Source organism: Clostridium beijerinckii (assembly GCF_018223745.1).
GTDB lineage: Bacteria > Bacillota > Clostridia > Clostridiales > Clostridiaceae > Clostridium > Clostridium beijerinckii.
Genome location: NZ_CP073653.1, coordinates 2,947,410 through 2,967,599, shown reverse-complemented (window position 1 = coordinate 2,967,599; position 20,190 = coordinate 2,947,410). Strand labels below are relative to the sequence as shown.

18 protein-coding genes and 1 other annotated feature are annotated in these 20,190 nt (G+C 28.9%); of the genes, 15 read left to right on the top strand and 3 right to left on the bottom strand.

The features are described 5' to 3' along the window. Positions 1-16: 16 nt before the first annotated feature. The 6 genes from KEC93_RS13470 to KEC93_RS13445 all read left to right on the top strand — a co-directional run bounded on the left by KEC93_RS13470 (position 17) and on the right by KEC93_RS13445 (position 5,516). Positions 17-1,651 carry a tetratricopeptide repeat protein gene (locus KEC93_RS13470; RefSeq protein ID WP_077869542.1) on the top strand — a complete coding sequence of 545 codons (1,635 nt, stop codon included), beginning with the start codon at positions 17-19 and terminating at the stop codon, positions 1,649-1,651. A gap of 358 nt (positions 1,652-2,009) precedes the next feature. After that, on the top strand, positions 2,010-2,726 hold the full coding sequence (locus KEC93_RS13465) for a CoA transferase subunit A (RefSeq protein WP_077869543.1): 717 nt from the start codon (positions 2,010-2,012) through the stop codon (positions 2,724-2,726). 11 nt (positions 2,727-2,737) lie between these two features. Continuing rightward, positions 2,738-3,391 (top strand): 3-oxoacid CoA-transferase subunit B, encoded by a 654-nt coding sequence (locus tag KEC93_RS13460; protein WP_077856355.1) that lies wholly within the window; start codon positions 2,738-2,740, stop codon positions 3,389-3,391. A gap of 515 nt (positions 3,392-3,906) precedes the next feature. Further along, positions 3,907-4,623 (top strand): ferric reductase-like transmembrane domain-containing protein, encoded by a 717-nt coding sequence (locus KEC93_RS13455; RefSeq protein ID WP_039771031.1) that lies wholly within the window; start codon positions 3,907-3,909, stop codon positions 4,621-4,623. Between the two features lie 520 nt (positions 4,624-5,143). Then, a complete protein-coding gene (locus KEC93_RS13450; RefSeq protein WP_172462774.1) occupies positions 5,144-5,293 on the top strand; it encodes a hypothetical protein in 150 nt (49 codons plus the stop codon). Then, a complete protein-coding gene (locus KEC93_RS13445; protein ID WP_111944729.1) occupies positions 5,286-5,516 on the top strand; it encodes a hypothetical protein in 231 nt (76 codons plus the stop codon). The genes KEC93_RS13450 and KEC93_RS13445 overlap by 8 nt, the downstream gene beginning before the upstream one ends. A gap of 166 nt (positions 5,517-5,682) precedes the next feature. On the opposite strand, the gene ilvN is transcribed toward KEC93_RS13445, so the two are convergent. Together ilvN and ilvB are read right to left on the bottom strand one after the other, a co-directional pair. Next, entirely contained in the window at positions 5,683-5,988 is a 306-nt protein-coding gene (gene ilvN, locus KEC93_RS13440) for an acetolactate synthase small subunit (RefSeq protein ID WP_012058856.1), read from the bottom strand. Beyond that, complete coding sequence (gene ilvB / locus KEC93_RS13435; protein WP_065416724.1) at positions 5,981-7,663, bottom strand: biosynthetic-type acetolactate synthase large subunit; 1,683 nt, start codon at positions 7,661-7,663, stop codon at positions 5,981-5,983. The genes ilvN and ilvB overlap by 8 nt, the downstream gene beginning before the upstream one ends. 145 nt (positions 7,664-7,808) lie before the next feature. Beyond that, positions 7,809-8,068, bottom strand: a binding site (T-box leader). Between the two features lie 491 nt (positions 8,069-8,559). On the opposite strand from ilvB, the gene KEC93_RS13430 reads away from it, so the two are divergent. From KEC93_RS13430 to panD, 8 genes are all read left to right on the top strand, one after another. Then, on the top strand, positions 8,560-10,500 hold the full coding sequence (locus KEC93_RS13430; RefSeq protein WP_077831481.1) for an ABC-F family ATP-binding cassette domain-containing protein: 1,941 nt from the start codon (positions 8,560-8,562) through the stop codon (positions 10,498-10,500). Positions 10,501-10,569: 69 nt separating this feature from the next. Next, positions 10,570-10,779 (top strand): hypothetical protein, encoded by a 210-nt coding sequence (locus KEC93_RS13425; protein ID WP_012058853.1) that lies wholly within the window; start codon positions 10,570-10,572, stop codon positions 10,777-10,779. Next, on the top strand, positions 10,776-14,033 hold the full coding sequence (locus KEC93_RS13420; protein WP_077868960.1) for a DEAD/DEAH box helicase: 3,258 nt from the start codon (positions 10,776-10,778) through the stop codon (positions 14,031-14,033). The genes KEC93_RS13425 and KEC93_RS13420 overlap by 4 nt, the downstream gene beginning before the upstream one ends. Positions 14,034-14,066: 33 nt before the next feature. Then, positions 14,067-14,774, top strand: coding sequence for an MgtC/SapB family protein (locus KEC93_RS13415; protein ID WP_077868959.1), 708 nt, complete (start codon positions 14,067-14,069; stop codon positions 14,772-14,774). 369 nt (positions 14,775-15,143) lie between these two features. Continuing rightward, positions 15,144-16,133 (top strand): Rossmann-like and DUF2520 domain-containing protein, encoded by a 990-nt coding sequence (locus tag KEC93_RS13410; RefSeq protein WP_077868958.1) that lies wholly within the window; start codon positions 15,144-15,146, stop codon positions 16,131-16,133. Continuing rightward, on the top strand, positions 16,133-16,960 hold the full coding sequence (gene panB / locus KEC93_RS13405; RefSeq protein WP_017210511.1) for a 3-methyl-2-oxobutanoate hydroxymethyltransferase: 828 nt from the start codon (positions 16,133-16,135) through the stop codon (positions 16,958-16,960). Before KEC93_RS13410 ends, panB begins: the two co-directional genes overlap by 1 nt. 175 nt (positions 16,961-17,135) lie before the next feature. Beyond that, positions 17,136-17,978, top strand: coding sequence for a pantoate--beta-alanine ligase (panC, locus tag KEC93_RS13400; RefSeq protein WP_012058820.1), 843 nt, complete (start codon positions 17,136-17,138; stop codon positions 17,976-17,978). 368 nt (positions 17,979-18,346) lie between these two features. Further along, on the top strand, positions 18,347-18,721 hold the full coding sequence (panD, locus tag KEC93_RS13395) for an aspartate 1-decarboxylase (protein WP_012058819.1): 375 nt from the start codon (positions 18,347-18,349) through the stop codon (positions 18,719-18,721). Between the two features lie 55 nt (positions 18,722-18,776). On the opposite strand, the gene KEC93_RS13390 is transcribed toward panD, so the two are convergent. Next, a complete protein-coding gene (locus KEC93_RS13390) occupies positions 18,777-19,106 on the bottom strand; it encodes a hypothetical protein (protein WP_077868957.1) in 330 nt (109 codons plus the stop codon). Positions 19,107-19,557: 451 nt separating this feature from the next. On the opposite strand from KEC93_RS13390, the gene KEC93_RS13385 reads away from it, so the two are divergent. After that, on the top strand, positions 19,558-20,079 hold the full coding sequence (locus tag KEC93_RS13385) for a hypothetical protein (RefSeq protein WP_077868956.1): 522 nt from the start codon (positions 19,558-19,560) through the stop codon (positions 20,077-20,079). The last annotated feature ends 111 nt before the right edge of the window (positions 20,080-20,190 follow it).

Genomic DNA, 20,190 nt, shown 5'->3' with positions numbered 1-20,190 from the left:
TTAGGGAGGAATTGTTTTGTCAGAAAAAAATAAAAAATATAATATCACTAAGGCTTCAAATTCGAAAGTTAACGAGAGTTCTGGAGCTGTAGTTGAAGCTGGAAAGCCTTTATCACAGTCAATGTTATGGAAATTGCAGACAGAATTTTTTGCAAACCAAGGTCCAGAGGCTTGGATTAAAGGTATTGTACCACAATATATAACAACCAATCCGTATATCGCAAATCAATACGCTAAAACTGTCTTTGGATATTTGCGAGACTATGTTGGAAGAGAAGATGTAGATAAAAATACTGTTATATATATTATGGAGCTTGCAGCAGGAGTTGGACGATTTACTTATACGTTTCTAAAAAGATTTTTACATATGATTGAAAATTCTTCGTTAAAAGATATAAAGTTTAAATACATAGTAACGGATTTTGCTGAAAGAAATATTGAATATTGGCAGAATCATAGCTTTTTAAGTCCTTATTTCGAAGCTGGAATACTTGATTGTGCAACTTTTGATATATCTAAGGATGATGAAATTAAACTTAGACATAGTGGTGAAGTATTATCAAAAGGGAAAATGAAGAATCCTTTAATTTTATTTGCTAATTATACTTTTGACAGTCTTCCACAAGACACTTTTTATGTTAATAACGGAGAGATTTATGAAGGAGTAATAACAATAACTTCTCCAGACGAAAAAGGAGATCCTAATGATAAATCAATTCTTGCAGGATTAGATTATTATTATACAGATAAAAAAATTGATGGGAATAGTTATTACGAAGATAAGAATTTAAATGATGTTTTGATGCATTACAAAAATTCTTTAGAGGACACAGCATTCTATATGCCTATAATTGGATTAAGATGTATTTCAAGATTAAGAAAGTTGTTTAATGATGATGTGATTTTGATATCTGCTGATAAAGGTTATAAGAATGAAGAAAGCATGGATAAAAATTATCATCCATTTTTATCAAAGCATGGATGTATTTCTATGACGGTAAATTTTCATGCTATAGAGTTATATTTTAAAGAACTCGGCGGAAAAGCAATACATAGTATATATGAACACGAAAACATAAATGTGTCTCTATTTATGGTAAGTAATAGTGATAATGATTTTATTGAAACTTCAATGGCTTACAATGAAATTATAGAAAGTGTAGGTCCAGATGATTTCTATATAATGAAAAAAGCAATTATGCCTTTGAGTAACTCCTTGACCACTAAGGAACTTTTGACTTTTCTAAGATTTACATTATGGGATTCAAGAACTTTGCTTGAGTTATACAATATTTTAATTGAAAGAATAGAAAATGAAGAAAACTTCCCTAAAGATGAACTTGCTGATGATATCAATAAAGTTTGGGAATACTATTTCCCTATTGGTGAAGAAGGCGACTTAGGATATTATTTTGGTTCTATATTAGGTTATCTTGGCTATGATAATGATGCACTAAAGCTTCTAGAATCTTCACTAGAGTTTTATGGTGAATGCCCAGAAACAAATTACGAAATTGCACTTTGTTATTATAATTTACAGCAAATTGATAAAGCCTTAGAGTATACAGAGAAATCTATTGGATTAGATTCAGATTTTGAACAGGGTAAAAACTTAAAAAATATAATTGAAGATATATTAAGCGATAACTAAAATTTTAATTAAAATAAAAACAGATGTGAATTAGGGAAAATTATTCTAATTCACATCTATTTTTTTACTCAAGAGCTCAGTGAAATTCAAATCAATTATTTTATTTAATAAACTTATAACTCATTATGTCATATAAATTGAAAATAGTAATTCTTATATACTTCCATATGTTACAAAATAATTTATAAAAACTTATTAGACGTTATGCTTTCAATTTTTGGATTTAATTGGAATATAAATTCATCAATAATAATATTATTATAACAGTTAAATTTCTAAAAGGGATAATTGGTCTTAAATAATAATTTTTCTTTAATAATCGATAGCATATTATTAAAATCTGGAGGTGTATAGAGAAATGACAAAGATTAAGACAGTACAGGAAGCAGTAAAAAATATTAAAGATGGCATGAAGATAATGACAGCAGGTTTTTTAGGAGTGGGTGCTCCATTAAAGATGATAGAGGAGCTAGCGAATACAAATATTAAGGATCTTACACTTATTCAAGCTGTATCAGCTCAACCAGGGGAGACTCATGATGTTGGTATGCTCATAGCAAATAAACAAATAAAAAAATTTGTAGGTGCACATATTGGGACTTGCCCTGAAGCACAAGAACAATATAATGCAGGCACATTAGAAGTAGAATTTATACCTATGGGAACCATAGTTGAATGTATACGAGCTGGTGGAGCTGGACTTGGCGCAGTTATAACACCAACTGGGCTTGGTACAGAAATTGAGAATGGAAGAGATAAACTTATTGTAGATGGAAAGGAATATTTAGTATTTCCAGCTATAAAAGCAGACGTTGCATTAATTAAAGGCTGTAAGGCTGATAAGTTCGGAAATATTTTATATAGAGGAACAACAAAAGGAACAAATACAAGTATGGCACTTGCTGCTGATTTAGTTATAGCCGAAGTGGATGAAATCGTTGATGTGGGTGAAATCCCTCCTGATAGTGTTGGAACACCGGGTATATTAGTAGATATAATAGTTCAAGGTGATTCTTTTGAAGATAGAAGAAAATATTTTGAAGATTTATGGACAAGAACTAATAAAATGAGATAGGGGTGAAAATGATGAATGGTAAAGAGATAATTGCAAGAAGAATCGCAAAAGAATTTAAAGAAGGAATGGTTGCTAATTTAGGATTCGGTATACCTAATATGGCTGCCAATTATTTACCAAAGGGAATGGAAATAACACTACAATGTGAAAATGGCGCATTGAAGTTTGGCGCAACTCCAAAGATAGGAGAATCTGACCCAGATCTAGCTAATTCAGGTGGATCTCCAATCACTTTACTACCAGGATCATCAACCTTTGATATGGATTTATCTTTTGCAATAATAAGAGGTGGACATGTTGACATAACTGCATTGGGCGCTTTAGAGGTAGATCAAGAAGGAAATATTGCAAATTGGAAAATACCTGGTATTTTTTCGCCTGGTATGGGAGGCGCAATGGATCTTTTAGTGGGAGCTAAATATGTAATAGCTGCATTAAGCCATAATGATAAAAAAGGGAACTCAAAAGTATTAAAAAAATGTACATTGCCTTTATCGGCTGCCAAATGTGTCAATCTAATAATTACAGATAAAGCGGTTATGAAAGTTACAGATAAAGGATTAGTTCTAATAGAAGTAGCACCAGGTTTAACTGTTGATGAAGTGTTGAAAACAACGGATGCCGATTTGATAATAGATGATAATGTTAAGGAAATGGAAATATAAATATAAATATGAAGTAAAAGTTGTCCCTATCTTTGTTTGCTATGAGATTCCTTTCGTGCATTTAGAGATGGTCTGTTAATCAGTTACTAGAATTTTATAATTATCTATAAAGACGGTTTTGCAGACTTACCAACAAAACCAGGTCTATGACTTATTATTGAAGAGAATAAAGTAAGAGAAGTTAATATGAAAGGTCTTAACTAATCTAATCCAAATTAGAGAAATTATGATGGAACAAAAGCTGAATGGTAGAATAATATAAACTATATAGGAAATAAGATTAAGGGATAACTATAATAATTATGGTTATCTCTTTTTCAATGTAATATTGACCAACATATACCAACATATACCAATATTAAAGCAATATACAAGAAAAGTGATTATAATTCCATTCTACTTTATTTCCTGGCCATTAGATAAAATAAAGATTTCTAAATCTTGACGTAATAGGCATGATAAAATATAATTGTTAGTGATATTCATTATCAATAATAATTATAAGGAGTAGAAATATGATCTTTATTTGCACATTAATTCTAGTAACGATTTTATCATTACTTTTAACATCATCTATTAAGAAAAATTATTATCTTTATTATTCGCTGGCAACGGGTATTGCGATAATCACATCATTTTATGAAATACTACGAATAACATCTAACGCAAAGCTTGAAGGGGTTATTCTAACCCTTGAAAAAACTTCAATAAGAGGATTGATATCAGTATCATTTTTTATATTAGTAATGTATGCAGGGGCTTTAAATCAAAAATGGACAATAACAAAGAAATTACGCAGCATTAGAGCAGAATTAGCTATTATAGGTGCAATCATGCTGTTACCCCATGGAATAGTATATTTTATTCGTTTTATAATACTAAAGCTTCCTAGAATCATTAATGAAGGTTCGCTTCCTGTATTATACTTAAGCTATATAGCAGTTGGACTCATTGGATTTATTATAATGATACCATTATTTATAACCTCATTTAAGAAAATAAGGCGTAAAATGCAAGGAAAGCAATGGAAGAGGCTTCAAAGATGGGCATATTTGTTTTACTTTTTAACATATTTTCATATTTTACTTATACTTTTAAATGAAAAGGAAATAGATTGGGTAAGGTTAATCAGCTACACCATAGTTTTTATTAACTATATGGCTTTAAAGTTATTAAAAAATAAAGAAATCAATATAGCAAAATCATTTAAATTAAGTAAAATGAACAACTAATATTCAATATAAAATTTATGAAGTTAAAATATCAATTTCTCGCTAATCGAGTTTGTGATATTTTCTTATCATATTTAGAAAACAGCAACAAACATGAGAGTATTCAATTTAATTATATAATCAATTATTTATCTTTATTGCAATAATTTTAATATTCTATATAATAATTAAATAAATGTTTCTTGTATATTAGTTTATAGCTTACTTATTTTCGAACAAACTCTTTATATGGATAAATATGTAGAAAAATAAGTGATATTAACTTGAAGTTCTTTTCACATAAAGACAATAAGTTACAAGCAAATAAGTTATAATGTCAAATGGGAAAATACAATAGGCTATTTGCATAATAAGTTTATCCCTATTTGGAGCTAATTTAACTTTTTGTAATATTATATTAAGGAATTATTAACATAATCTAAAGATAATAAACAGAGATTTATAGTAACATATAAACATGAAAAAGCTGTACTCTAAGAGATTTAGAAATAAAATAATATTAAGGCGGTGATTTTATTTTATGAAAGATGTAAATGTAGATACAATCAAAGAAACAATAAAATATCTTCCTGAAGATGAGCAAGAGATAATATTACATTTGACAGAAATATTTGAAGGCGAAGAAGAAAATATTAATGAATATGTTAAAGATGAATTAATAGGTGAATAAATTAAATATTAGTAAAACTAAGAATCCAGAAAATAAAGAATTGTACATACGTGAAAATTCTGAATACGCAGAGTATGTGCTATCTAGAAAAGAATCATCTGAAGGAGAGAATGATGATTCTAGTGAAATTAAAAAAGTAACCCCATTGCGCTTATCGCTGGCTGGAGTATTAGTAGCTATTTTTATTTTTTTGGGTATGTATTTATTAGGTTCATTTAATTAAAATAGAAATAGAAGAACTAAACTAGATAATTACAAACTTTCTTATAGAGCGGTTCATTTAATGAGGATAATAAACAGTAGAGATATTGTTTATTATCCTTATTTTTATTTCTGAATTAAAACTAAGTTTTATTTATTATTCTAAGCTTAAGTTATAGAATCAAATCTCAAATATCCTCTTGTTTAAGTTTTAGTACTTTGTTTAAGTTTTCAAATACAGATTGATCATAATCTTGGTGTACTGAAACTTCGATAACATCATAGAGTTTTTCTAATTGCTTTATTATTTGATCAAGCACAGAATCATTTTTGACAAGTAAATACATTTTACTTGTAGAACCATCACCTATTTGTGCACATAAAATTCCTTCTAAATTAAATGCACGTCTTGCAAAAAGCCCAGTTATGTGGCTCATAACACCAGAATGGTTTCTAACATGTAGCTCTATAAGATAAAATTTAGTATTAATCATTTAAATTTTCACCACCAATCATATCTATATTTGATTTACCAGGAGGAACCATAGGAAGTACATTTTCAGTTTCTTCAATAGGTATATTAATTACACATGGTCCATCTGTAGTTAACAATTCTTTTAATTTTTCTAAAGGTTTTTCCTCATTACATAAATCACAAGATTGTATTCCAAAGCCTTCTGCTATCATTTTGAAGTTAGGATTTGATATAAATTTTGATGCTATATAGTGCTCATTATAAAACAACTGTTGCTGCTGACGTACTAGGCCTAAATGATGATTATTTAAAATAATTACTTTTATATTCAAATTAAAGTCAGCAAGGGTAGCTAGTTCCTGAATATTCATTAAAATAGATCCATCACCACAGAAAGAGATTATAGTCTTATCTTTATTGGCCAATGCAGCACCTATGGCTACTGGAAGTCCAAATCCCATAGTTCCAAGACCACTAGAAGTTAGTAAAGCCTTTGGTAATTTAAAAGGGTATCTTTGAGCTACCCACATTTGATGCTGCCCAACATCAGTAGTAATAACTGCATCACTAGGAACTATGTTTCCTACAAAAGGAATTATATTAGCAGGATGCAGTATGTTTTTATAAGAAGGGAGTGGATATTTAGATTTAAAGCATTTAACTCTTTCCCTCCAAGTGTTTCGACTTTTACTTTCAATATGTGGAAGTATATCTTCTAAGAAGTCATCAACATTTGCAATCATAGATAAACTACTGGTTTTAACTTTATTTATTTCAGAAGGATCAATATCAATATGGATTATAGAAGCGTTAGGACAAAACTTTTCTATATTACCTGTTGCTCTATCATCAAACCTTACTCCTAGGGCCAAAATTAAGTCAGCTTCGTTTAGAAGATAATTTGTATATGGTGCACCATGCATTCCAAGCATTCCAATACTCAATTCATCATCACAAGGAAAAGCACCAAGTCCCATAAGACTTAAAGAAACTGGTATATTATTTTTCTTTGCAATTTTATATAAGTTAGATGAAGCATTTGAATTCACTACACCTCCACCTGCATAAATTATAGGCTTCTTTGAATCATTGATTAATTCAGCTATGCAATAAAGCGTAGAGCTTTTTATTGAATCTCTTTTAGGCAAATTTTCAGATGCAATTTCAGAAGGAAAGTCTTCTAAGTCTATAAATTCATTCTGAATATTCTTAGGAATATCAACAAGTACTGGTCCAGGTCTTCCTTCTAAAGCTATTTTGAAAGCTTCTTTTATAACTGTAAAAAGTTCATGTATGTTCCTAATTAAGAAATTGTGCTTAGTAATTGGAATTGTTAATCCATAAGCATCAACTTCTTGAAAAGCATCAGTACCTATTGCTGATAGAGGAACCTGGCCTGTTATAGCAACAAGAGGAATTGAATCAAGTTTAGCATCTGCAATGGCAGTTAGAAGATTAGTTACTCCTGGGCCAGAAGTTGCAAAGCATACTCCAACTTTATTTGTACTTCTTGAAATGCCTTGTGCAATAAATCCAGCGCCTTGTTCGTGACGTGCTAATATATGTTTGATTTTTTTGCTTTTGTATAAAGCATCATAAAGTGGGAGATTGAATCCTCCTGGAATGCCTGATATATATTCTACTCCTTCGTTCTCTAATAATTTAATAACTATTTCAGCACCATTATATTTCAAAGAAATCACTCCTTACATAAATATCTTAGAATATTTCATTAACGTTTATTGATTAGATAAAAAGTTCGATTTTACTATTTTTTAATATTTGATATAAGAATAAATATTATTTTTGTGTAAAAAAAAACTCCCAATCCTATAAATAATATAGGACGAAGAGATAATCACCGCGGTACCACCTAATTTTGTATAATCAAATACACACTTATTAATAATACGGGTTAAATAACCGATATTATTGCCCTTTTAACGGTGGACAATCCGTTTAATTCTACTCTCTAACAATTAAGATTTCGATTAAAAACTCCAAGGCTACATTCCATATATACATCATGAGAATTTCCAGCAAATATTCTCTCTCTTTATTTCAATAATATATGTACTCTTCCTTTTCACAGTTTTTAAATTATATAGGTTTATATAAATTATAGTCAAAAGATATAAGCTTTGTCAATAATTTTTTGAAAATTCTGCAAAATCATAAATTAAGAAAATAGTAATCAAGAAATTGATGTAAATAGAAATAAAAAAAAACAAAATAGTATATCGTTTACATACGAATTGTGCTATAATAAATATATAATCAAATCCATATTAAAGGGGGAATAATTATGCTAGGAATAGTAATTTTTGTTTGTGCTTTATTGATTGGTTGTAATGCTTTTTATAATACAGAAGATAATGAAGAAAGATATGAAATCTCAAGTCAAAATCTAAAAAAAAATAAGTGAATCATTAATATATACAGTAATTATTCGAAACAAGATATGTTACTTTTAGACTATCTATATTATAATAGGTAGTCTTTTTTTGTTTAAATTCAATCTAAATTTCTGTTTATGAGCATCCTATGTTAAAATAGTATGTATATAATCACATAAAGGAGTTTAAAATTAATGAATATAATTACTTTGGAAAATATAAGCAAAAATTATAGTGATAAAATATTATTAAATAATGTTTCACTAGGAATTAATGATGGAGATAAAATTGGTTTAATTGGAATAAATGGTGCTGGTAAATCAACATTTTTAAAAGTGGTTTCTGGCCGAGAGGAATTTTTTGATGGAAATATAGTAAAGGGTAAAAATGTTAGAATTGAATATCTTGATCAGAATCCTTTATTTGATGAAGATGCAACTGTTTTAGAACAAATTTTTAAAGGTGACACTAAAGAAATGAAACTTTTAAAAAGATATGAGGAGTTATTAGATAAGATTAATAGTTGCAGTGGTGAAAACTTTGATTCTTTAAATAATGAATTACTTAAGGTTCAAAGTGAAATTGACTCCTTAAGCTTATGGGATATGGAGAGTGACGCAAAGACAATTTTAAATAAACTTGGAATAAAGAATTATTCAGAAAAGGTTGGAAACTTATCTGGAGGACAAAAGAAAAGAATAGCACTTGCTTGTTCACTTATAACACCATGTGATCTTCTTATATTAGATGAGCCTACCAATCATCTAGATTCAGATTCCATTGAATGGCTTGAAGAATTCTTAAATTCTAGGAAAGGCGCTCTTTTAATGATTACTCATGATAGATATTTCTTAGACAGAGTTACAAATAGAATTATTGAATTGGACAGAGGTAATTTATATACTTATCCTGGAAATTATACTGCCTTCCTTGAAAAAAAGATTGAAAGAATTGAAGTAGAACAATCACAAGAAGAAAAGAAAAACGCTCTTATAAGGAACGAATTAAAGTGGGTTAGACGTGGTGCTAAAGCCAGAACTACTAAGCAAAAGGCAAGACTTCAAAGATTTGACGAGTTAGTAAGCGAAGAAAGCATTAAAAGACAGGAAGATGTAGATATATCATTTGTTGGTTCTAGGCTGGGGAAAAAAGTAGTTGAATTATACGATATCTCTAAGTCATTTGGAAATAAAGTTATAATTAAAGACTTTAACTATATATTTTTGAGAAATGATAGAATTGGTATCATTGGAGAAAATGGTGCTGGAAAAACAACTTTAGTTAATATTCTTAGAAATAAACTTCCAATAGACAGCGGAAAAATTGAAATTGGTGATACAGTTAAAATAGGATGTTTTGCACAAGATAATAGTAACATGGATCCTAAACTAAGAGTAATTGATTATGTTAAAGAAGGCGGAGAATATATACCAGTAGAAGATGGAACTAAGATAATGGCTTCTACTATGTGTGAAAGATTTCTATTCGATAGCACTATGCAGTATACTCCGATTGAAAAATTATCTGGTGGGGAAAGAAGAAGACTTCATCTTTTAAGAGTGTTAATGGAATCACCTAACTTTTTGATATTAGATGAGCCTACTAATGATTTAGATATCGAAACCTTAAAAATATTAGAAGACTTTTTAGATAAATTTATGGGTGTAATCATTGTTGTATCCCATGATAGATATTTCTTAGATAGAATTTGTACGAAGATATTCTCTTACGAAGGAAATGGGTATATCAAAGAGTATAACGGTAACTATAGCGACTTTTTGATTTCAAAAGAAATTGAGAAAATTAAATCTGTTGAGTCAAGTGAGAAAAGTAGCAATGAATTTGCAGCAGATAAAGGGAAGGGAGTTAAAGAAAAAACTAAAGACAATAAACCTAAGTTTACTTTTAAAGAACAAAAAGAATATGAAACTATAGATGAAGATATTGCTAAGCTTGAAGAAAAAATCAATTCTTTAGAAAAGGAAATGGCAAAGAACTCTTCAAACTATGGGAAACTAAATGAATTGATGCATGAAAAAGAAGACGTACAAAGTGAACTAGATAATAAATACGAACGATGGGAATATCTAAATGAAATTGCTGAAGCAATTGAAGAATTCAAAAATAATAACTAAATATAATTTTAAAAGGAGGATATTGGGATTATATTTAAATTACTAATTTAAATAATCTCACCTAATGAAATGGAAATACATATATATTTAAAAGGAAAAAATGAACCTACTATATTTAATGCTGAAAGAATTGATATATTAGATATAAATATTGAAGGCCGTGACTATAAGCAAATAAGATATTTTAGAAAAGGGGTTTCTAAATCCCAATATATCAGTGTAGATTTAATTAAAAGAATTAAAGAAGTTAAAAATAAAAATGCAGGTGATAAACATTGATAAAACAAATTTTACTAGAGGGTTTTAATAAGAACATAACAAATTCATCTCTTACAAAAGGTCAACGTGTTCTAAAAAATGATTTGTTAAGAGAAATAAATGTTAAAGTAGATAAAGATTATATAAAAATAAACTCAACTGTAGTTTCAGAAAGCCTTCTAAGTGAATATTCGTGTAAGCTTGAAATTGATAATATGACTAAAGAAATTATAGGAACCCATTGTAGTTGTCTAGACTTTGAGAAAAACGAATTTTCTCGTGATAATTACTGTTGTAAACATATAATAGCTACTTTTTATACATTCTTAAGAAATATTGATGAAGATGAAGAGTTAAGAACCAAGTTAAATAATAATTTATCTCTTAAAGATAATAAAGCTAGAATTAAGGAGAATTCTAATGATGATTTATTATCTTTACTTGTTGGGGATACGGATAAGGAAAAGCTAAAATTCGAAGTTATTATTAATAAAAACAATTGGTCCTCTAAACTTCAAATCGAGTTTAAAATAGGATTAAGAAAAAGCAATAAAATGTATATAGTTAAAGATATTAATCAATTTTTGACATGCGTTTATAATAAAGTACCAATTAAGTACGGGAAAGAATTTATTTTTGATATAAAAACTCAAAGTCTTTCTTATGAAGATAGAAGATTAATAAAATTCATGAATAATATAAAAAATTTAGCAGATCATGATAGAAATTTTAGACGTTATCAGGATAAGTTAATAGAAGGAAAGACCCTTACAATTCCTGATATGATGTTTAAAGAATTTTTATACATTATAAAAAAGAATAGAGTTTTTTTAGGCGATGGATTCTTTTATAGAATATTAGAATCTGAAATAATAGAAGGGGATATGCCTATTCCATTTGCTTTATTGAGTAAGAATAACAATATAATTTTAGAAGCTCCTAATGGAATACCAGAATCATTAACTCAAGATGAAGATGTATTCTTATTTGGTACTTCCATATACATTCCATCAATAGAACAATGTGAGAGATTATCGCCATATTTAAAAATATTTAATGCTACTAACAAAGTTAGTTTCAATAAGATCAATGAAAGTAGAATTTTAAAAGAATTAATACCTTCGATTCAAAAAGTAACAAATGATTTAGTTTTATCTAAGGATATTAGAGAAAAAGTTGTAATCGCGCCTGTAATCTTCAGGTTTTATTTTGATAAAGATAAGGACATTTCGTTGTTATTTAAGGTATCATATGAAGGACATGAATTTAATTTTTTTGAAGAATACAAAGATAAAATTATTTACAGAGATACTAATAAAGAATATGAAGTTTTAGGAGTATTAAAAAGTCTTGGATTTGAAGAAGTCAATGGAAGATTATTCTTTTTAAGAGATGATGATGAGGCTTTTAAATTCTTTAAATATGAAATAGAAAAGCTCCAAAGATATGGTGAGGTATTTTATTCTGAGAGATTTAAGGGAATAAAAGATATTAAGAAATCAGATTTTGTTGGAGAAGTTAGAAAAGGTAAATTCAACTATTTTGAGTTTGAATTTAAAATTTCTGATATATCTCCAGAAGAAACTGCAAAAATACTTAGAAGCTTTAGAGATAACTTGAAATATTATAAGCTTGAGAATGGAGAATTCTTAGACCTAGAAGATGAAGTATTGAAAGAATCATTGACCCTTATAGATAATTTACTTTTAGAAGAGAAATTAAATGAGAATCTCATTAATGTTCCAATTAACAAGGGAGCTTATCTTGAAGATTATTTAGAAGACAAAGAGTTAAGGTATATAAATAGTTGTGATGAAATTAAGGATCTTAAAGAAAGATTAAGTAACATTAAAGATAAAGCCTTTCAACCTCCATATGGACTTCAAGCTAAACTTAGAAAGTATCAAAAAGAAGGCTATAATTGGCTTAGAACTTTAGATTACTTAGGGTTTGGTGGAATACTTGGTGATGAAATGGGACTTGGAAAGACACTGCAAACAATAACATTATTGCTTTCAAAGCCAGATTCAAAAACTCTTATTATTGCACCTACTTCTTTAATCTATAATTGGAAAAATGAATTTAATAAATTTGCTCCATCAATGAAAATTGCTATTTGCAATGGGGTAAAAGAAGAAAGAGAAGAATTGATTAATAACTATAAAGAATATGATGTAATCTTGACTACCTATAATTTATTGAGACGTGACATAGAATTATATAATATGAATTTTGATTACTGTATCTTAGATGAGGCTCAAAACATAAAGAATCAATCTTCTTTAAGTTCTAAGTCAGTCAAGGAAATAAAAGCAAGAATAAGATTTGCGTTGACTGGAACACCAATAGAAAATTCATTAATGGAATTATGGTCAATATTTGATTTTATAATGCCAGGGTATTTATATAATGAGAAGAAATTTGTAACTAGATATCATAGGAGGCTTGAAGAAGGACCAGAAATTCTTGAAGAGTTAAATAGACTTGTAAAACCATTTATTCTTAGAAGGTATAAGAAGAATGTAATTAAAGAATTACCTGATAAAATTGAAAAAAGACTTCTTGTTCCTTTAAGTGATGAGCAAAAAGTCGTATATGAAACCTATGCTAACTATACTAAAGATTTAATTCAAAAGAAAGTCGAAGATTTTGAGTTTAGTAAGAGCAAAATAGAAATTTTGGCTTATATAACTAAGCTTCGTCAGATATGTTTAGATCCGTCTGTAACTATGGATAATTACTTAGGAAGTAGTGGAAAAATTGATGCATTAATTGAATTATTGGAACAAAGTATAGATGAGGGACATAAAATATTAGTATTCTCGCAATTTACTTCTGTATTAAAGAATATAAGCAAAATACTTAAAGAAAAAAATTTCTTATTTTCATATTTAGATGGATCAGTTTCATCAATCAATAGAATGAAGATGGTCGACGAATTTAATAATGGTGAAAACACTGTATTCTTAGTATCCTTGAAAGCTGGTGGTACGGGGCTGAATTTAACAAGCGCGGATATAGTGATACATTTTGATCCATGGTGGAATCCTGCTGTTGAAGATCAAGCAACTGATAGAGCACATAGAATTGGTCAAAAAAATGTGGTAGAAGTGATTAAGTTAATTGCCCAAGGAACTATAGAAGAAAAAATAGTGGAATTACAGGATTCCAAAAGAGAGCTAATAAATAAGATTTTAGGTGATGATTTATCCGTAGGAGAATTCATACATTCGTTAAATGAAAATGAAATTTTAGAATTATTTAATTATAATTAACAATAAGATACCAGCAATTATGAAGGTGGTTATATGGATAATACAATAAATGAACTGACAAACTACTTGAGGGAAGTTAATACTGCATCTATAATTTTAAGGCTTACTCTTGCTACAATTTGTGCAGGGATTATTGGGCTTGAAAGAGGAAGAAAAAAAAGGCCGGCTGGTCTTAGAACTCATATATTAGTTTGTATTGGTGCAACTTTAATTATGATAACAGGACAATACATGAGAGATATATTACACATTCAGGATGATGTAAGCAGAATGGGTGCTCAAGTTATAAGTGGTATTGGATTCCTAGGAGCAGGTACTATTATCGTAGTTGGGCGTAATGAAGTTAAAGGCCTTACAACTGCCGCAGGTCTTTGGGCCTGCGCATGTATGGGACTTGCCATTGGAATTGGTTTTTATGAAGGCGCTATTATTTCATGCTTTTTCTTATTAGGTGTATTAACAGTACTTCATAAAGCAGATTTACATTATAGGGCTAAGTCTAACGAATTGGATATATATGCTGAACTCAAGCATATAGCAGGCGTTACGAACTTTATGAATGCAATAAAATTAGATGGAACAAAAATTTCTAATCTAGAACTTAAGAAAGCGAAAGAGCTTGACAATCATATAATTGGGCTTAAAATGACTTTAACATTACCTGAAAAAATTAATCATTCAGAGTACATTTTAAAGCTTCATAGCCTTGAAAATGTAATTACAATAGAGGAAATTATGTAAATTTTTATAAAAATACGAGAAAGCAAGAATTAAAAAGTAATCTTGCTTTTTTTTGTATTTAAATAAAAAAATCGCAGGCGACTGTGGAGCAGGAGATTTTTTTCACGCATCTGCCTTTTCGAATGCATGTGAGAAAAATCTGGCAGGCGAATAAGATTTTCTTTTTATTCTTTTTTAAATACTCAAACTATCCAATCAACCTTTTTTAAGTTACCCATAGATTTTACAGGAATATAAATTCCTAAAGAATAAAAAAATTTATCATTGTTAAAATCAAAACATAGTGGTAGAATATCAGTGGGTAGTATCGAAAAAGAGTTACACCAAATTTTTTAGCATTAATTATATATAATACAACTCATATCTATAATGAATGAGATTGAAATTAGGATGTTGTATCACTCACACGTATATGGAGGTGATACCATTAAAATTGGATTTATTGGTCCAGGGAAGGTAGGCGTGAGTTTAGGACGCTACTTTACTCATAAAGGGATAGAATTAAGCGGCTTTTATGGAAAAGATGACTTAAATACCATAGATGCAGCAAATATTACAAAATCTAAATTTTATAACAACATTCAAGATATTATTAAAGATAGTGATATATTATTTATTACAACTCCTGATGACATCATTTCAATTATAGATATTGAATTATCAAAATTTGATCTAAATAACAAATCTATTTGCCACACAAGTGGTTCACTCAAATCAAATGTATTATGTAATGCGAAACATTCTGGTGCAATGATTTATTCTCTACATCCAATATTTGCATTCTCTAGTAAAGAAACAAAATTAAAAGAATTGGAAGATATATATTTTTCAATTGAAGGTGATATTTTAGAAGATTCATCTATTATTAGTGTACTTAAGCTTATTGGAAATAAGTACTTTGTTAGAAAAGCAGAAGATTCCTCAACATATCATTTAGCTAGCGTTTTTGTATCTAATTTGGCATTATCTTTGCTTGATATAGGAACGAGTTATTTAAAAAAACTTGGGTTAGATGATGAAGAAGCTTTAAATGCTTTAAAACCTTTAATAAAGGGTAATATTGATAGTATTTATGCAAAAGGGTTTGTTAATTCTTTAACAGGTCCTATAGCAAGGGGAGATATTACAACAATTGAGAAGCATATTTCTGTTTTAGAGGACAAAGATAAAGATTTATATAAGATATTATCTTTTAATCTATTAAAACTTGTGGCTTTGAGAGATAAAAATAATGCAGATATTACAGAAAATATAGAAGAATGTTTCTATAGCATGGAAAATAAGAGTCAAATAGAAAATGTATTAAGTAATTCAAAAAAGCATTTGGAAATTTATAAGTTTTTAGGAGGCGTAAATTAGTGAAAAATACAGTATTAACTTTTAAGCAAGCCAAAGAACAAAAAAGCAAATTAAGTATGCTTACAGCATATGATTACTCAATGGCAAAAATCATTGATGAGAGTGGTGTTAACGGGATTTTAATTGGAGATTCTCTTGGCATGGTTATTAAAGGTGAAGAAGATACATTAGCTGTTACTATGGATGAAATCATTTATCATACAAAAGCTGTTAAGAGAGGTGCTAAAAATGCTCTTATTGTAAGTGATATGCCTTTCTTATCTTATCATGTATCTATCGAACAAGCAGTTTTAAATGCAGGAAGATTAATTAAAGAAGGTGGAGCTAATGCTGTTAAACTTGAGGGTGGAGCTAATGTTGCAGCTCAAATTAAAGCTATTGTAGATGCTCAAATACCAGTTATGGGACACATAGGATTAACTCCTCAATCAGTAAATGCTTTTGGAGGATTTAAAGTTCAAGGGAAGAGTGAAGCAGCGGCAAAACAGCTTATAAATGATGCTGTACTTATTGAGAAAGCAGGGGCATTTTCAATTGTTCTTGAGGGAATTCCAGAAAAAGTTGCAGAGCTTATAACAAATGCAGTTTCAATTCCAACAATAGGAATAGGAGCCGGAAAATATTGCGATGGTCAAATTTTAGTTTATCAAGATATGTTAGGCATGTTTAATGACTTTGTGCCAAAATTCGTAAAACAATATGCAAATGTAGGTACGGTTATGAGAGATGCAATTAGCTCCTATGTTAAAGAAGTACAAGCTGGAGATTTCCCAGAAGAAAAACACACTTTTAAAATAGATGAAAATGAATTAAAGAAATTGTACTAAATCTTAGATTTATGCGATAACTCACGAAATGAATAATATACTTTTGTTTGGAAGATATTTCATGATCTAAGTATAGTTTAAGATTGTAGTATCTATATAGATATTCAACTGTAAGTTTATACTTATGTGATAATGAACCTAAATTTTAGTATTAGGATGAGAAGGGGGATCAGTAATGTTAGTTAAAGAGATTAAAGAGCTTAGAAGCTTGATTAAGGCATGGAAGAGAGAGGGGCTTTCTGTAGGGTATGTTCCAACAATGGGAGCTTTGCATGAAGGTCATGAGAGTCTTATAAAAAGAGCTGTTGAAGAAAATGATAAGGTCGTTGTAAGCGTATTTGTAAATCCAACACAATTTGGTCCAAATGAAGATTTTGATAGTTACCCAAGAAACATAAATAAAGATTTGGAACTTTGTATTAATGCAGGCGCAGCAATAGTGTTCAATCCAGAACCAAGTGAAATGTATTATGGAGATAAATCTACAAGTGTTAGTGTATCGGGTCTTACAAGTGTACTTTGCGGTGCTAAAAGACCAGGGCATTTCGATGGAGTATGTTTAGTTGTTTCAAAATTTTTAAATATAGTTACTCCGGACAAAGCTTATTTTGGAGAAAAAGATGCTCAACAAGTGGCTGTTATAAAAAGAATGGTTAGAGATTTAAATATTGATGTAGAAATAGTTGCTTGTCCTATAATTCGTGAAGAAGACGGACTAGCAAAAAGTTCAAGGAATACTTATCTTTCTAAAGATGAAAGAAAAGCAGCATTAGTATTAAGTAGAAGTTTAGAAATAGCTAAAGATGCATTAAGAAAAGGTGAAAGAAATGCTAATAATATTAAAAATTCAATAAAAGAGGTACTAAATTCAGAACCATTAGCAAAAATAGATTATGTAGAAATCGTAGATAGTGATTCACTAAAAAGCGTTGAAATCATTGAGAGAAATGTATTGATTCCAATTGCAGTTTATATAGGAAAAACAAGATTAATAGATAATTTTACATTTGAAATATAATAATATAGATATCTGAGGTGAAAATGTACTTATGCGTAAAATCCACCGAAATAAAGATCATGCATTTGTTCAGGTTACTGAGGATTAAGCTGTGAATTTCTAATAGCAGGAGTTGCACCATTTCTGCATGATCCTGAAACGAGTTCAGGACAAGCAAAAATGGAACAACTTCCACTAAAGAAATATCTACAGCTAAATCCTCTAATGTAACGCTTCCACAAAAGCATGACCTTCATTTCTGATATGGAATATACTTCAAAAGATAAGTTCAATTTAATGAGAGTATCTATGAAGATACCGAAAAGGAATATATACTAATTTGATTATTATGAACAGATAAATAAACAGATTTTCAGGAGGAAATTTTAATGATACTTACAATGTTAAAAGGAAAAATACACAGAGCTACAGTTACACAGGCAGAATTAAATTATGTAGGAAGCATTACAATAGACAAAACATTAATGGAAGCAGCAGGTATCTTAGAAAACGAAAAAGTTCAAATAGTTGATATAAATAATGGTGCAAGGCTTGAAACATATGTGATTCCGGGTAAAAGGGAATCAGGAGTTATTTGTTTAAATGGTGCTGCAGCAAGGTTAGTACAACCTGGTGATAAAGTTATTATAATAGCTTACGCACAAATGAATGAGGATGAAGCTAGAAAATATAAGCCTTCAGTTGTTTTTATGAATGATGATAATACAATAAAAGAAATAACTAATTATGAATCAAATGAATAAAATTTTATTTATATCTTTGTAGTTAAAGAGTGAGATTAATTTAAAATCTCACTCTTTAATTTATTACACGAATTATGATATTTTCTATATGGCTTCCACCAAACTCATCTTCAATCAGTACTTGTATTAAATCATAACCACAAAATCCAGCTGTTGGCTTATATACAAGAATAGAGGGTTCAACTGAATATAGCTTACCATTGTGAGGACATGATTTTATCCTTAAACGGCTTTTAGCACTATAACAATCTAATACTTGTAAGTCTAAAAAAATATAATTTCGTGAGTGTACATAAAAAGGCTTTATTTCTTTAATATTAACTTTGAAGTTACAAGGATGTACATTAAATTCATAATTTTCTTTTTTAGTTTCGTTATCCTTCAAAATCCCACTTCCTTTCACTAAAGAAAATAAATCGCTACTAAATATTAATTCTATAAATTTAAAATTAATTTAGTCTACAATGTAATAAAAAGTTTTATTTTAATACATATTATGTTTTTATATTACCTTTTGTACCATTTCTAATAATATTTAATACATTATTATATAAGAGAATATAATAAAATCGCAGGCGACTGCATGCAGTAAGTCTTTAATTGCCTTAATGCTCTTTTAATAGGCGAATTGATATTAATTGCACTTCGTGTTCTTTTTATAGGTGAATTGATATTAATTACACTTCGTGCTCTTTTTATAGGTGTATATTTTTTATTCTCTTTCTGTACAGAACCTAATTAAGTATCCTTTTTTATAAGTGTCCACAGATTTTACTTTATTATAAATTTCTAAAGAATAAGCTAAATCATTAATACCAGTAATTGGAGGAAGTAGAATGGATAATGAAAAAGAGACATACAATAAAAATGAATCTAAAAAAATATGTGATGACGAGAATTTTGTAGATGATGATTTTTTTGATATAGAATGTGACTATTGTTTGAACGAAAAAGAAAATGTAGAAAATTGGGGGAAAGAGGAAAATAAAAAACATGACACTTGTTGCCAAGGAAGCGAACCTAAGATTTATGCTAGTTGTAATCTAAAAGTGGATTTCGATACAATAAATAAAATGCTTTATTTAGTTCCAGGCGAATCTCAATTTTTTACAGTTGATGTATCAAAATGTTGTGGAGATGTAACTATTAGATATAATGGATGTTCTTCAAATAATGGAATTCGTGGAAATCTTGCAGTATATAAAATAGTGCACTCTGGGATTATAGCTGAAACTTATTCCAAATTAGATCCTAAAAAAAAAGATATCTTACATTTCACAGCCACAGATAAGTGTAGTCATGAGTCTTATGATTTTGTTGCAATATTCTCGTGTAATTTATGTAGACGTTATTGTTAAAAAACCTAAATTTAAATGAAATTATTAAAATCCAATGAGCAGTTTATAACAAAGTAGATTGATTAAGTGTAACAATTAAAAAAATTGTTTATATAATAAAATATAACAGTT